Origin of the sequence: Acinetobacter sp. 251-1 (assembly GCF_030329305.1) — a bacterium.
GTDB classification, from domain to species: Bacteria; Pseudomonadota; Gammaproteobacteria; order Pseudomonadales; family Moraxellaceae; genus Acinetobacter; species Acinetobacter piscicola_A.
In genome coordinates this window covers 76,885-91,679 of record NZ_JACANS010000001.1, presented here as the reverse complement: position 1 = coordinate 91,679, position 14,795 = coordinate 76,885, and the positions used below count along the sequence as shown (strand labels likewise).

Sequence of the window (14,795 nt, the reverse complement as noted above, 5' to 3'; positions counted from 1 at the left end):
GCAGCGGTAGTTCAGTTGGTTAGAATACCGGCCTGTCACGCCGGGGGTCGCGGGTTCGAGTCCCGTCCGCTGCGCCATTTCCTTGATACCTGATCTTGGAATTGTAATAAAGCAAGTTGATACCATGTGTTGATCTTGCACGATAAAGATAGCAATGCTATTTTTATGACTCAGGGCGCTTAGCTCAGTTGGTAGAGCGTCTGCCTTACAAGCAGAATGTCGGCGGTTCGATCCCGTCAGCGCCCACCATATTTTATCTCTTTATTTTCTTTTCATATTTTTTAAAATTCCTGTAATATATAGGGATAAAAAATTTAATTATATTACGAAAATATGCGAAATCCTTATCAGCGTAAGTCTGCGTCGAATACTCAAAAAACTGCATTATCTGCCGAAGATCAATATCGACATTTTATTGAAACCATTATTGCTCAAGCCAAAGTCTATGCTTTATATGATGAAGGTTGGGCGTTGTGTGCAACACCTACAGGTCAGCAGGCATTTGCAGTTTGGCAAAGTCGAAGTTTAACGCAATTATTGATTAAAGATAATTGGGCTCGTTACTCTATTCAAGAGATTGATTTGGTCGCTTTTATTGAGCAAGTAATTCCATTTATTATAGAAAATAACACTTTACTGTCAGTCAATTTAACTCCTGAGGGACAGAATATTTTAGTATCTGGTAGTAAGTTTTTGATCGATATGAAAAAGGCTTTATATGCTTTATATCTTGAACAACCTGGATTATTTCAAAATAATCAATTACCTTTACCCCGCAAAATTAGAATTCATCATACTTAAGTTGGTTTAATATAAGGTGAGAATATCACCTTATGTGTGATTTATTTTTAATATTCATGAAGTAACCAACCACTCAGGTAAGCAAAGTATTCACGTAACCAAGCGTTGTAGCGTGTTGCTAATGGTGTTTTGGCACTGTATGTTATAAAGTTTTGGTAGCCTTGTTTCCTTGCAATTGCTGCTGCACGTAAGGTATGAAAATCACTGGTCACTATGGTGATTTTTGCATTCAGATCTAGCTGATGTGCTTGTAAAATTTTCTGACTATTTTTTAGATTGAGTGCTGTGCTTGTACTTTGATCTTCTTCTAAAATTTTGGCAGCATTTAAGTGATATTTTTCTTGTAAATAGGCTGACATGACTTCTGCTTCAGTAATGTTTTCTCCATAATCTAGCCCACCACTGACAATGATCCATGCCTGTGGGTGCTGTTGGTATGCAAGCGCTGCTGCTGTATCAAGGCGTGAGGCGAGCGTAGGTGAGGGACGACCTTGGATGATACCGCTACCCAAAATAATAATGGCATCGACTTGTATTATTGGGGTGTTTGCTTGGGTTTGTTCATGTAAGTAGATAAAAAAAGCCAAGACACTGATAGCCCATAGACTAAAGAAACCCCATCCCACTTGCCAAAATATTTTTAGTTTTAGGTTTTTTTGTAGCATATTTTGAATTTTTTGATAAAAAATCACGTAGATGAGAAAGCATAGTCCAATACAAAAGGGCAGAATTGTGCCTAGATGGATTTTATTTTGCAAAATAAGAATAAGACCATCTCCAAATAGGACGAGACCTAGAATAAATAAGCTACTACGCAGTAAAATAGAGAACTTCATTCGCGCTATTATCATCATTTTAAACAAGATTATTTATTATTTTAACAAAGCCTTAGCTTTATTGAGCGTTGAAATTGTAAAGTCAGTTGATAGTGAGCAAAATAAAAAAAACCGAGCCATGTGGCTCGGTTTGATTTTAATTTTTTGGAAAATTTAAAAATAAATCAGTACACATCACGTTTATAGCGACCATTTTCACGTAACTGATTGACTTGTTGTTCACCTAAGATATCTACCAATGCTTGGTCAACATCACTTGCCATGCCTTGAATGCTACCACAAACATAGATGACAGCACCTTGTGTGATCCAAGCCTTTAATCGTTGTTCTTGTTCACGGAGTTTATGATGCACATAGACTTTCTCGACTTGGTCACGTGAAAATGCCAGATCTAAATGTTTAAGCATTCCTGTGGTTTGCCATGCTTCTAAGGTTTCTTTAAAGAAGAAGTCATGTGCTTGTTGGCGCTCACCAAAGATCAGCCAATTATCTGTATAACTTGAGCGCACACGACTATGGATCAAACTCATCAATCCTGCAATGCCTGTTCCATTACCAATACAAATAATTGGGCGATTGTCATCGATTAAATGGAATGACGGATTGGTACGGATACGCATCGCAATTTGATCATTCACTTGGCAATGTTGTGTTAACCAACCTGAACCTAAACCAAGCTCACCATTTTCATCGCTTTGTTGGCGTACTACCAAACGTAAAATCTGCTGTGATGGAATACTGGCAATTGAATATTCTCGAGTAGGTAATATAGGTAATTGTTCAAGTAAATGCTGCATGTTGGCAAAAGGTTCAACATCGACATTGAGTTGACGATTCCACAGCGCATGTTGAATCTTTTGATCTTGTCCATCTACAGGTGTTTGAGCTGAAATTTGATATTTTTGCATAAATGCTTGGATACGCTCAGGACTATTTCCTGTTTGAATTTCCGCAATATCACCTGCTTGCCAAGTAACTTCATGTGTTGCTTGTAATTCTAGATTGAATGCTGGTGCACCTAAGCTATGTGGATTAAGTAATTGTTGTTTCTTTAATGTCCATTGATCAAAGACTTTTTCAATACTCATATTGCTGAGTTTAAGTTGCGTGATTTGTGCAAGGGCAGATGTCCATTTCGCAATATCAGTGGCATTGCCATTATCGACTTCAACGGTTTTAAACAAGGCTTGTGCGTGATTACGTTGTAACCAAGCATCGAGTTGATGACCAAAGCTGCAATAAGTCTCTGGATATTCTTGTGAACCTAAAGCTAAAACTGCATATTTTAGATGTTTTAAGTCTAAAGATTGTGTCATTAATTTTTTGACAAATGTGATGGCTAAATCAGGTGCTTCGCCTGTGCCATAAGTACTGACTACAAATAAGATTTGTGGGGAGTTTTGCAAGTCTGCTAAGGTTAAGTCTTGTATTGCTTTGACTGTCACAGGTTGACGAGCTGCTTGTAAGTTGGTGGCTGTACGCCAAGCCAATTGTTCAGATACGCCTGTTTGCGACGCATAACTGATCAGCCAAGGGGTAGCATTTGGATCAATATCAACAATTGCAGTTTGGTTGCGTGCAGCTAATGTTAATTTCTTTTGTTTACGGCGTTTCAGATACAGCATCCAACCTGTCACAAAGAATAATGGCATACAGAGTGCAGCCAACATGACCAAGAATTGATAAATTGGACCAAAGAAGCTACCACGATGCACAGGTAACATACTGCTCATAATTTTTTCATTGAGCTTTTTATCTTCATAAAGCTCAATTTTTTCAATTTGATTGTTTTGATAATTAAACGTTGCTTTGTTACGAGCGCGTTCATGTTGTGGAATCGCATCTACAAAAGAAACGTCCATGACACCATCTGCTTTTTTCGGAGTAGAGAGGGTGATTGATGAATACGCTTGTTTATATTGTGCATGAAAGCCCGTCCATGTTTGTGTATAAGCGATGACAATTTGACTTGGATCAATTTTGGCTTTATCTCGACCTTTACCTTGTCTTTCACCTTCTGCTGAACCACGGCGTTCATTTTTTGCCTGAGCTTCAGTTACTGCATGTTCATTTGGTTTTGCTTTACCTGCACCTGCTTGCATTTCAGGTTGTGGACGATCCACGCCTAAAACTGTGTACATGCCATTACGCCACCAATCATACGACCAATATAAGCCTGTTACAGCTAATAAAAGATAGAAGATGACCACCCAAGTGCCAACAACCGCATGTAAATCCCAGAGGAAGTTACGGCCTTTGAGTTGAGGTTTAATGCTGAACCATTGTTTCAATGAATGTTTTTTAGGCCAACGTAAGTACAAACCACTGAGAATGAAATAAATCAGAATGAGGGTACATGCACCTGTAATTTGTTTACCGACGGGTCCAACGGTTAAATTACGATGTAATTGTTGAACAAATTGAAAAAATTCTCTTCCTTTAATATCAGGAAGTACTGCTGCTGTGTACGGGTTGATCATCATATTGAAGCCTTTACGTGCACCTTCTTTCTCAATATTGATACTTGAACTGGCATTTGGCGCTTGGTCTATGGTGATGCTATTAATCTTGATTTCAGGCTGTGTGGTCTGAAAATGTTGATAAATTTCAGCAGGGCTAAGTTTTGCTCGATTTTCGACTTGTACCGTATAACTGTCTGGATTGAGTAATTTTTGAATCGGCTGTTCATAAGAATAAATCGCACCAGTGACCCCCATAATGGAGAGAATCAAGCCAGCAGTAATCCCGAAAAACCAATGAAGTTGGAAAAGTATTTTTTTAAACATGTGTGTTCAGGTAAAAGGCAGAATTTGAATGTGGCAATTATAACTGAATAAATTGTAGAGAGAATGGATTTAAAGATAATATTTATTCTCATTATCATTATGTTTTATGCATTAAAAAAGCCTCCTTAACAGGAGGCTTAATATTGATATGAAATTAAAGCGTTTTTGGTTCGCCTACAGTTTCTTTTAAATGTTTGCGTACGGTTTCAAAAGAAAAGTTCTTGCTGTTCATACGACTTGGAAGGATGTAAGCACCTTGTTGACCTTTGACTTTAAAGTTCACCAATAAAAAATCTGGGGTATTATACCATTCATAAATATCTTTCCAACCAATCGTTCCAACACCTTCTTGCATGCCCATTTGCTGACGCATTACGATGCCGTGGGGTTGGACGCCGAGTTTAATGCCTTTGATTTCTTGCACTGGGAATTCGTTCATCTTACGTTTAACATACCATTCCAAGCCAAATTTACGTACAAGGAGGTAAATTGCAACACAGGCAAGCAAGACCCAAAAAATGACAGTGGAATAATTTTTAATAAAAATAAGACCAAGTAGAGATAATGCGGTAATCACACCCATGATTGCCCACGCTTTGGTACCAATTTTATTGGTACTGCGCCAAATCATTAATTGAGCATTGCGTTGTTCCGCCTCAGTAACTTCATACGGCACAGGTTGTAGGGTATAAGCGTAAAGATTTTTGGCAGTCATAATGTCAGTATTAAAAAAATATATAGAGCTAAGCAGAGTTTAGCATTATTTACATTCAAATCGTCAGTATATTCTACCAAAATACCTGCAAAATGCATTGAGTTTACAGTGAAGCAAGTTCAGTTGACTGGTCATCTCGTTCGTGGCTTAAACTTTGTTTGAGCGTACTGAGTTGTTTTAAAATGCTAAACATTAAAGACAGTTGTTGTAAAATAATCAAAGCTTTTGCTGAGTCTTCATCAGACTGATTTAAACGTAAACGAATGGTTTGCAACATATTATGTGCAGTTAAATCAGGCATTTCGTCTCTTAATAACGCACCTTTAATATCATCAAGTGCTTGATCGAGTAAACCTAAAATCTCTGGATCATGAATTTTTTCACGATGTGCACCTAATGCTGCAATATAGCTAATAAAAGTATGATTTAAACATAAAAACTCAAATGCCAAGGTTTTTTGTGTAGGGTCAAAATCGGGTTCAGTGGCTAAAGTAGAAATTAATGATGCAACATCGGCATCGGTATTATGTGCAGCTCGGCGGACAATACGATAATTCAGCGCATTGTTACGACCATGATGATATTGATCAACAACTTCAGCCAAATACTGACATTGTGATTCTAAAGAACGATTGATGGTGCGTGGTAAGCGGCGGAATTTCCAATCTGGGAAAATAAAGCTCACACCAAACCATGCAAAAGCACAACCGATGATGGTGTCAATTAGACGGGGCAATGCGGCTTCAAAACCTAAACCATCTAAATTAAAATTAATGAGCGCTAAAATCGTAATGAAAGCAGTTGCTTGAGCATATTGTTTACTGCGTAAATCGAAGAATAAAACCCCGCTTAGAATGAGTAATAAGAGTTGTCCTTCTACAGTCGGCACAAAATAGAGAATCGCATAACCAGCAATAATCCCAGCCAAAGTCCCGATAATTCTTAGGCGTAAACGACGCTTGGTGGCATTAAAGTTGGGTTGGCTGACGAAAAGCGCAGTGAGTAAGACCCAATAGCCATATTCAATTTTAGTGATTTGTACAAAGATGTAACCAATAAACAGCACCACAGATACCCGAATCGCATGACGGAATAGGACTGATTCAGGGGTTAAATGTTGTTTAATCCGACTGAAAATATCATCCAAACCTTTTAAGTCATCATCTTTGAGTTGGTTTTCGATGTGTTTACTTTGATCATATTTAATATGGCGTTCAGTTTCGACATTTTTGAGTTGGGCATCGATCGACTTTAAATTTTGATATAAGGAAAATAACGCATTGACCCAAATTTGATCATAATTTTGTTCTGTGCGCAGTCGTTCTAAAGAATGTCTCAAATTTTTAAAAGCATGACTAAAACGCGCATTATGTTGATAAGTAGTACGGTTTAGAATGCTGTCACTCAAATCCTTACATGCTTTGCCTTGTAAGGATAAAATCCGTTGGAAGCGAAATAAAATGTCACTATGTTCAAATATTTTAGCTAATTTTTGATAATCAATGTGAGCTGAATCTGCACGTTCATGAATATCTTGTGCGACAAAGTAGTATTGCAAACTGCGGCGCGTATCACGTTGACCACGGTCACCTTTTAAACGTGTCAATAGGGCAGTTTTCATATCGTTGAAAATGCCAATCAATTGACCATTTTCCATAGATAGACTGATCATACTCTGTTGATAGCTTTCAGAAGTCATATCAACATCAAACAGATTGGATTTTGAAAATAAAAAATCGCCTAAAGCCGAATAACATTGTGCAAGTTTGTCTTGTACTTGGCGTACAGGAAATAATAAGAAACTGATGGTTGAAATCAGTCCATACCATGCAGCCCCAATGACCAATAAACTGGGTTGCATATACCAAGGTTCAAACAAGTGCACACCGAGCATCGAATAAACTGAAATGACTAAGCAACCGTAAGAGATGGTGGCGTAACGTCGACCTAAGGAGCCTAATAAAATCCAGCCAATACAGGAGATGATTAGCCCTAATGCAAACAATATCGGATAAGGAAAGAGCAAGGTCACAGAGGCAGCAGTCACAAAAAAACCAATATAGGTATAGACCAAGTTCATGATGCGCACAGAAAAACGATCATCAATATCACTTAAACCTGCCGCTACGACACCTAAAGTTAAAGGAATGGTCATCAACTGCTGGTCTAAGAAATACGGTACAAAAGCCGTCCCTGCAAAAGCAATAATCATGCGAATGTTATACATAATACTGGTATTGTAGGTTGCTTTTTTAAGTCGATTGAGCCATGTGTTCAAAACGATTCCTTGTGTAGCACTTTTTAATAAGTCTAAAAATAATCAAAGCGTAACATGTGAAACTTCAATTAATCAGCAATAGAAATAATACAATGCAAGCGTTACACTTGTCTGCATTTCCTCCGATTAAATTCATACTTTCTATGTCTCAACAACAGGTCAAAGCGCAATATTCAATGGGTTGGATTTTGCTACTCGCACTCTTTACATCGCTTGGACCCTTGTCGATCGACATGTATTTACCTGCTTTACCACAAATGGCGCAAGACTTTAATATCTCGACACAACAAGTTGCCAATTCATTGCCCGCATATTTCTTTGGTTTGGCTGTAGGGCAATTGATTTATGGTCCAATCAGTGACCGCATTGGACGTAAAAAACCATTGTACTTTGGGATGACCTTATTTGCTTGTGCGAGTTTGCTGTGCGTTTTAGCCAATGATCAATGGTCGTTGATTGCGGCACGTGTGTTGCAAGCGCTTGGAGGTTGCGTAGGCGTAGTGATGGCACGTGCAGCCATTCGAGATCAACTCGATGTGCAAGGTTCAGCACAGGCTTTTGCCAGTATGATGATTGTTATGGGGATTGCACCTGTGCTCGCACCAACTTTGGGTGCTTGGATTTTATACTTTTTTGAGTGGCATGCTGTTTTTATTGTCTTAATGTTGATTGGCTTTTTTTGTTTGGCATGTGTGCATTTTTTCTTTAAAGAAACATTGCCTGTAGAACGCCGTTTACAACTCAATATGAGACAAGTCTTACAACTGTATGTAGAGATTTGCAAAGATCGTAGTTTTTATTTACCTATGCTTGCAGGTTGTTTAACAGGGGCTGCACTTTTTGCTTATATTGGTTCTGCCGCTGCAGTATTGATGGATCAATACCATCTGAATGAACAACAGTTTGCTTATGCCTTTGGTTTTAATGCCTTAGGTATTATGTGTATTTCATTTTTAAATAAAAAATTGGCAAAAAAATTCTCTGTCGTGCAGCGTTTGCAATTGGGTGGATTGAGTCAAATTTTGGGTTCTATGCTGATCGTTATTTCAGGATTATTTCTTGATACACCGCTTTGGGTAGTGATGGTGGGACTGTTTTTCACTGTTTCAGGAATTGGTTTTACAGGCCCCAATGCAATGGCTTTGGCAATGTCTAAACAAGGTGAACGCGCAGGGACGGCCAGTGCAATTATGGGCAGTGCTCAATTTACATGTGGTTTAGTGGGTGGGATTTTACTGAATTTTCTAATGTTTAATCATGTGTTAAATATGGGGATTTTAATGCTGGGATTTACTGCCGCAGGGGGGATTGCCATTTTGTTTGTTAAAAAAGAGTTGCAATTACAGCAGTAAAAAATCATCGTTGATTTAACGTTGAAGTGATACTTATGGCGCTCGGTGGGGGAGGAATTGAGGAAGATACTTCATCAAATTTTCATATTTTTGTGCAAAGTCATAGAAATATGCCTAGACATTAGTCTTAGTCATAAAATAATGATCTGCTATTTTGCAGCATAAATGTAAGAATATATAACAAAAAATGCAAAGTTAATCTGAAATAAGAATTGAAAATACAATGTTATTCGTTAAAACTGATTTTAATAAAGCTGTTGAGTTAAGATAAATTACAAGTGTGTTATTATTTTACACATAATGTTACTTTTATGTTTTAACTTAAGTTTAACGCTTTCATAATTTAACAAAAAAGCAGAAGTGCATCTGTTGATTTAGCAGATTAAGAAATGATTGCTGATCACAAAAAATATTGGTTGTTTCAACATGATATAGGGGGGATTCAACCAATGCTTGCACGGACGCACAACAGGATTAAAAACTAGGAGTTTTTCATGAGTCAATTCCTCAGCAGTAAAACATTTGTTTTGAAGAGCTTAGCCCTAACCGTAACAGCATTGATGGTTACGACAGCAAACGCAGCAACATCTGATCAAGAGGAAATTAAACAACTTCGTCAAGAGGTTGAAGCTTTAAAAGCATTGGTACAACAGCAACAACAAGTACAACAGCAACAACAAGTTACATTACAAGAAGTCGCAGCTCAACCTGCTGCACCACAGTCACCTTTAGCCTCTTTAAAATCTAAAACGGGTGCTGATGTAAATCTTTATGGTTTTGTTCGTGCAGATGCTTCTTATCAAGCAAAAGGTGGTGACGGTATTTTTAACCGTATCAATGAGGTTGATCTTAATAAAGCAGGCGATGAAAAAAATGATGATCGCCTTTATAGTACAGCAGCAACATCACGTATTGGTTTAGACTTTAAAGCGCCAGTTCAAGGTGCGGATGTTGGCGGTAAAATCGAAATCGATTTCCGTGGTTCAAGTGACACAGTACGTATTCGTCATGCTTACTTAAACTATAATAATTGGTTATTTGGTCAAACGACATCATCGTTCTTATCAACTGAAACTCAGCCAGAAATGTTAGATTTCAACTCACCATTAGGGATTGGAACAAAACGTACTCCAATGGTTCGTTATAGCGATAAACTAGACGCAAATACTCAATACTTTGTTGGTTTAGAAAAAGGTCGTGACGAAAACCGTTTACCTGCGGCAACTGCAAAAATTAGCCATAAATTGGGTGATACTGCTTTGTTAACAGGTCGTGCTTTGATTCAAGAAGTACGTGCACGTGCTGCTGATGACGCAACTGAGTTTGGTTGGGGGGTAGGTTTGGGTGCTAAACTGAATCTTGCTGAACAATTAACCGTATTTGGTGATTATTCTCATGTAAAAGGTGATAACTTCTTCTTATTGTATACAGAAAACCCATACCAAGTTGAAACAAATAAAACAGATATCGACTTAACTGATATTGATGCAGTAACTGTAGGGGCAACCTATAAGATTACACCTAAATTACGCAGTACTATTGGTTATGGTGCAGCATTTTATGATGATAGTACTTTAGGCGCTGATGCGAATGAAAAGTTACAACAAGGTTGGTTAAACGTGATGTATAGCCCTGTGAAACCAATTACATTCGGTACTGAATATGTCTATGGTGAGCGTGAAACTGTAGGCGGTGCAAAAGGTCGTGATAGTCGTTTAGGTTTGATGGCGAAATATGACTTCTAATCACATTTAAGTGACCAGAAGATGAAAATAACAGGAACTCTATGAGTTCCTGTTTTTATTTACATATTGCTAAAAATTTATACTTTATCTTCACGCTAAAATTTATCACTATAAAAGCGCTATCTATAACTTTAGTCTAATAATAGGATGGAAAAAGGCATAAATTTGTAAAAAAAGCTGATATTTTTTTGAAATTAAGCATAATGTTCGATCTTTTTAAAGTCGCTAAAAACCATGTTTTGAAAAGCGATAATAGTTAAGACAGCATTTTTACACTTGAATGTTGTTGCTTCAGTTTATTCACGATGTGATCCCTTGGGATAGGCTGTAAATTCTGATGTTTTTTGATGAAACTATCCATTTTATCAATGATAGAAGGAATAATGATGATTTCTCAAATAGATTTAATATGTTTATCATATTTTTATCCATCAAAAAATATAGCCACTCATGGGGTAATTTAACTCAGAACTTTAATTGTTCTATCTGTCTTTTCGTTGTGCAGTTTTATCCGCTTATACTTGAAGTAAATATTTAAGTATAAATAAGACTGTAGAACAAAAAGTATCACCTCAATTAAATGGAAATAATGATGGAATTTACTTTTAATGCCTTTTATACGCTGATAGCAGCCGTCATCGTGCTGTTATTAGGGCGTTTCCTTGTTCAAAAAATTGAATTTTTACGTAAATATAATATTCCTGAACCCGTTGCAGGCGGTTTGGTTGCAGCGGTTATTTCTTTGATTGTACATAATTTATTTGGCTATAGTATTACCACAAGTAGTGAATTACAAACAAGTTTTATGCTTGTTTTCTTTGCTTCTATTGGTTTGAGTGCAAACTTTGCCAAACTTAAAGAAGGTGGCATTGGCTTGGTTATTTTCCTTGTCTGCGTCGCGTCATTTATTATTGTGCAAGATATTGTGGGAATGAGTTTGGCATCTGCTTTAGGTCTAGATCCATTAATTGGTCTTATCGCAGGTTCAATTACCCTCACAGGTGGTCATGGTACAGCGGGTGCTTGGGGTGGAATCTTAGAATCTGAACACGGCATCCAAGGTGCATTGGCTTTAGGTATGGCGAGCGCGACCTTTGGTTTGATTATTGGTGGGATCATTGGCGGGCCGTTGGCAAAACTATTAATTAACCGTTATCAACTTGCTAGCCCGAGAACGCGCAGTGAAGTAGACGATGCTAACAGTGAGCCATTGAGTGGTTTAGGTGAATATGTTCCTTTTGAATATCCACAACAAGTCCGCTTGATTACTGCTGATAATGCAATCACGACTCTAGGTTTATTTGCAGCGTGTTTGGCTTTTGCTGAATTTATGACAGGCTTTAGTAAAGGGCAGTGGTTTGAATTACCCACTTTTGTTTGGGCATTAGGTGGTGGTGTTATTTTACGTAATATCTTAGAAAGTGTATTACGTATTAATATGTTTGATCGTGCGATTGATGTATTTGGTAATGCTGCATTATCACTATATTTGGCGATGGCATTGTTATCATTGAAACTTTGGCAATTAGCAGATTTAGCAGGTCCATTGGTGGTGATTTTAACAGCACAAACCTTAACGATGGCGCTTTATGCTGGATTTGTGACTTTCCGTGTTATGGGTAAAAACTACGATGCAGCAGTATTAGCTGCGGGTCATTGTGGTTTTGGGATGGGCGCAACACCAACAGCGGTTGCAAATATGCAAGCCATCACCAATATGTATGGTCCTTCACATAAAGCATTCCTGATTGTACCTTTATGCGGTGCATTCTTTGTCGACTTGATTAATGCCACAGTGATTCAGTTGATCTTGAAGTTTTTTGTTTAACTAATCGCAGCAAAGAGAAGCTAAAGATTTTGGCTTCTCTTTATTATTTCAAAATAGATGTGAGCAAAAAAGTATTATTTAAAAATGAAACGACTGAACTACAAATTAAACCGTTTATATATTTTTATTGAGTCATTTGTCTCGTGATGAGGCTATACAACAATTTTCTGATTATATGTTTTAAATATGACAAAAAAATTTAACAGTTTTTTGGCTGCATTTGTGCTGTGATATATGTAAAAGTGAGAATCATATTTTTATGAAAAAAATTATCTTATCGTTGGTCAGTTGTAGTTTTATGCTGATTGGCTGTCAAAGTGTGCCTTTAGAGAGTACAGCAGCTGTGCAAGCCCATGCTGTAGCACGCTCTCAGCTCGACAAAAGTTTTTATAAATTTAAAGATTCTCAAAAAAAACCAGTAATTGCATTGGTTTTAGGCAGTGGTGGTGCACGAGGTTATGCACATATTGGTGTCATTGAAGTATTAGAACAACAAGGAATTAAGCCTGATTTTATCGTCGGAACGAGTGCAGGAAGTATTGTCGGTTCACTGTATGCGAGTGGTAAATCTGCGCAAGAATTACGTGAAATCGCTTTAAATTTGAAAGTTAAAGATGTTCGTGAATTTAAAATAGGCATGAAAGGCTTTTTTGATGGTCAAAAAGTTGAAGATTATATCAATGCTCAAGTCGGACAGCAGCCACTTGAACACATGAAAATACCGATGTATGTGGTCGCAACTGAACTGAGAAATGGTAAAAAAGTTGTTTTTAATTATGGGAATACTGGGCAGGCTGTACGTGCTTCAGTGTCTATTCCAAGTATGTTTATTCCGACTCAAATCGAAGGGCATGAATATGTTGATGGTGGCTTAGTTAGTCCTGTACCTGTAGAAGTTGCACGAGAGCTTGGTGCTGATATTGTCATTGCAGTCAATATCTTAGCGCAACCTGTTTATACTGAAACCACCAACATGTGGGGATTGTTTAACCAAAATATTAATATTATGCAAAGTCATTTGGCAGCGGAAGAACTAAAAAGTGCTGATATTGTCATACAGCCTGATCTGCGTGAAAAAGCACATATTTTTGATGTAAAAACTCGCGAATACACCATGCAAGTTGGACGAGATGCTGCCAATGAGCGACTGAACGATATTAAAACTGTGTTAAATATTAAGAAACAAGATCAACAAAATGGGCAGTTTTCTGAATTGACCGTGCATAATTGATTGATCGTTTTGAACTATGGCATGAGTCAATTTTTAAATAAATAATGTGATTTGGTTATATTATGGGTTTAAAAATCATTAATTTAAATTTACTATCTTTAATGAAAAATTTATAATCCAAAAAATTTAATATTGAACAAATATTAATGATTAGGATTATGAAATTAAAATGACGAAAATTGCAGTCGGTCAACAAGTAAAACTCGCAACACAGCCTGAAGTGATCTTTGTGGTTACAAAAATAAATTTGGATCAATCTTATGAAATCCAATTGTGTAGTATGAGTAAACACGATCTTAGCTATGACAATATTCCCATGGAAATGTTACGTCTCATTGAAAAAAATCATGATGAAAAGGGATGAACCATATATTTTATAAATGATTCAATCAAACAATATCATGTCAGATAATGGTCAATTGCCGAATTAAACATTTTTTTTGCTTGAAAAGATATATAATAATAGTTCTCTATCTCCTGTCTTAACACTGAGTCAAGAAAATAATGTCACCACTCGATCAAATGATCCCTACAACAGAAGACCAATCTGAATTAACGATGTCTATTTTGATGACCCCTGACATGGCAAACTTTTCAGGTAATGTACATGGGGGTACAATTTTAAAGCTGCTCGACCAAGTTGCTTATGCATGTGCAAGCCGTTATTCGGGCAGTTATGTTGTCACTTTGTCAGTGGATAAAGTGAACTTTAAAGAGCCGATTCATGTCGGTGAGTTGGTGACATTCTTAGCGAGTGTGAATCACGTTGGTCGTACTTCTATGGAAATCGGCATTCGTGTAGAGGCACAAAATATTCAAAAGCGCTCGATTCGTCATACTAATAGTTGTTATTTTACGATGGTTGCTGTGGATGAAAATGGTAAGCCAAAACAAATTCCGCCTTTAAATTTAGACAATGATTGGAAGCGTTGCCGTTTTGAAGCTGCGGAGCATCGTAAAGTTGCTCGTTTGCAAGAAAACCATCATCCATCATGTAGTATTTATAAGAAAAGCTCAAATAGCTGACAAAAACCTCCTGTTAGGAGGTTTTTTTATGGGTGAACAATGCCATTGAAAGTGATTTTCTAAACATCAGTTTATTCAAAACATGCTTTTAAAATTTTATAAAAATAAAAAACAATGCAATCGATTGATTGTTTTTAGTGATGATCTGAAAGGAAAAAACTATTTAGCAAGACAGACACGATTTCTTAAAATCAAAC

Annotated in this window: 11 protein-coding genes and 2 tRNA genes; 9 read left to right on the top strand and 4 right to left on the bottom strand. The window is 37.1% G+C overall.

Going from position 1 to position 14,795, the window contains the following annotated elements:
- The 3 genes from HX129_RS00435 (at position 1) to HX129_RS00425 (ending at position 801) form a co-directional block, all read left to right on the top strand.
- Positions 1–77 (top strand) — tRNA-Asp (locus HX129_RS00435).
- A gap of 96 nt (positions 78–173) precedes the next feature.
- Positions 174–249: transfer RNA gene (locus HX129_RS00430), tRNA-Val, on the top strand.
- Between the two features lie 84 nt (positions 250–333).
- Positions 334–801, top strand: a complete 468-nt coding sequence (locus HX129_RS00425; protein ID WP_286435893.1) for a DUF2750 domain-containing protein — start codon at positions 334–336, stop codon at positions 799–801.
- A gap of 47 nt (positions 802–848) precedes the next feature.
- Here the strand turns inward: HX129_RS00425 and HX129_RS00420 are convergent, their stop codons facing one another.
- From HX129_RS00420 to yccS, 4 genes are all read right to left on the bottom strand, one after another.
- The gene (locus HX129_RS00420; RefSeq protein ID WP_286435891.1) at positions 849–1,637 is read right to left on the bottom strand and encodes a YdcF family protein; all 789 of its coding nucleotides are present in this window, start codon (positions 1,635–1,637) and stop codon (positions 849–851) included.
- Between the two features lie 164 nt (positions 1,638–1,801).
- On the bottom strand, positions 1,802–4,423 hold the full coding sequence (locus HX129_RS00415) for a PepSY domain-containing protein (RefSeq protein ID WP_286435889.1): 2,622 nt from the start codon (positions 4,421–4,423) through the stop codon (positions 1,802–1,804).
- A 154-nt stretch (positions 4,424–4,577) separates the two neighbouring features.
- Positions 4,578–5,138, bottom strand: coding sequence for an SdpI family protein (locus HX129_RS00410; RefSeq protein ID WP_130073880.1), 561 nt, complete (start codon positions 5,136–5,138; stop codon positions 4,578–4,580).
- 103 nt (positions 5,139–5,241) lie between these two features.
- The gene (gene yccS, locus HX129_RS00405) at positions 5,242–7,416 is read right to left on the bottom strand and encodes a YccS family putative transporter (protein WP_286435887.1); all 2,175 of its coding nucleotides are present in this window, start codon (positions 7,414–7,416) and stop codon (positions 5,242–5,244) included.
- A gap of 143 nt (positions 7,417–7,559) precedes the next feature.
- On the opposite strand from yccS, the gene HX129_RS00400 reads away from it, so the two are divergent.
- The 6 genes from HX129_RS00400 (at position 7,560) to HX129_RS00375 (ending at position 14,598) form a co-directional block, all read left to right on the top strand.
- Positions 7,560–8,768 (top strand): multidrug effflux MFS transporter, encoded by a 1,209-nt coding sequence (locus tag HX129_RS00400; RefSeq protein WP_286435953.1) that lies wholly within the window; start codon positions 7,560–7,562, stop codon positions 8,766–8,768.
- Between the two features lie 494 nt (positions 8,769–9,262).
- The gene (locus tag HX129_RS00395; RefSeq protein ID WP_130073878.1) at positions 9,263–10,513 is read left to right on the top strand and encodes a DcaP family trimeric outer membrane transporter; all 1,251 of its coding nucleotides are present in this window, start codon (positions 9,263–9,265) and stop codon (positions 10,511–10,513) included.
- A 592-nt stretch (positions 10,514–11,105) separates the two neighbouring features.
- Complete coding sequence (gene gltS, locus HX129_RS00390) at positions 11,106–12,341, top strand: sodium/glutamate symporter (RefSeq protein ID WP_130073877.1); 1,236 nt, start codon at positions 11,106–11,108, stop codon at positions 12,339–12,341.
- A 259-nt stretch (positions 12,342–12,600) separates the two neighbouring features.
- Positions 12,601–13,572, top strand: a complete 972-nt coding sequence (locus tag HX129_RS00385; protein ID WP_130073876.1) for a patatin-like phospholipase family protein — start codon at positions 12,601–12,603, stop codon at positions 13,570–13,572.
- 169 nt (positions 13,573–13,741) lie between these two features.
- A complete protein-coding gene (locus HX129_RS00380) occupies positions 13,742–13,936 on the top strand; it encodes a hypothetical protein (protein WP_130073875.1) in 195 nt (64 codons plus the stop codon).
- A gap of 140 nt (positions 13,937–14,076) precedes the next feature.
- Positions 14,077–14,598 carry an acyl-CoA thioesterase gene (locus HX129_RS00375; RefSeq protein WP_130073874.1) on the top strand — a complete coding sequence of 174 codons (522 nt, stop codon included), beginning with the start codon at positions 14,077–14,079 and terminating at the stop codon, positions 14,596–14,598.
- Positions 14,599–14,795: the final 197 nt, after the last annotated feature.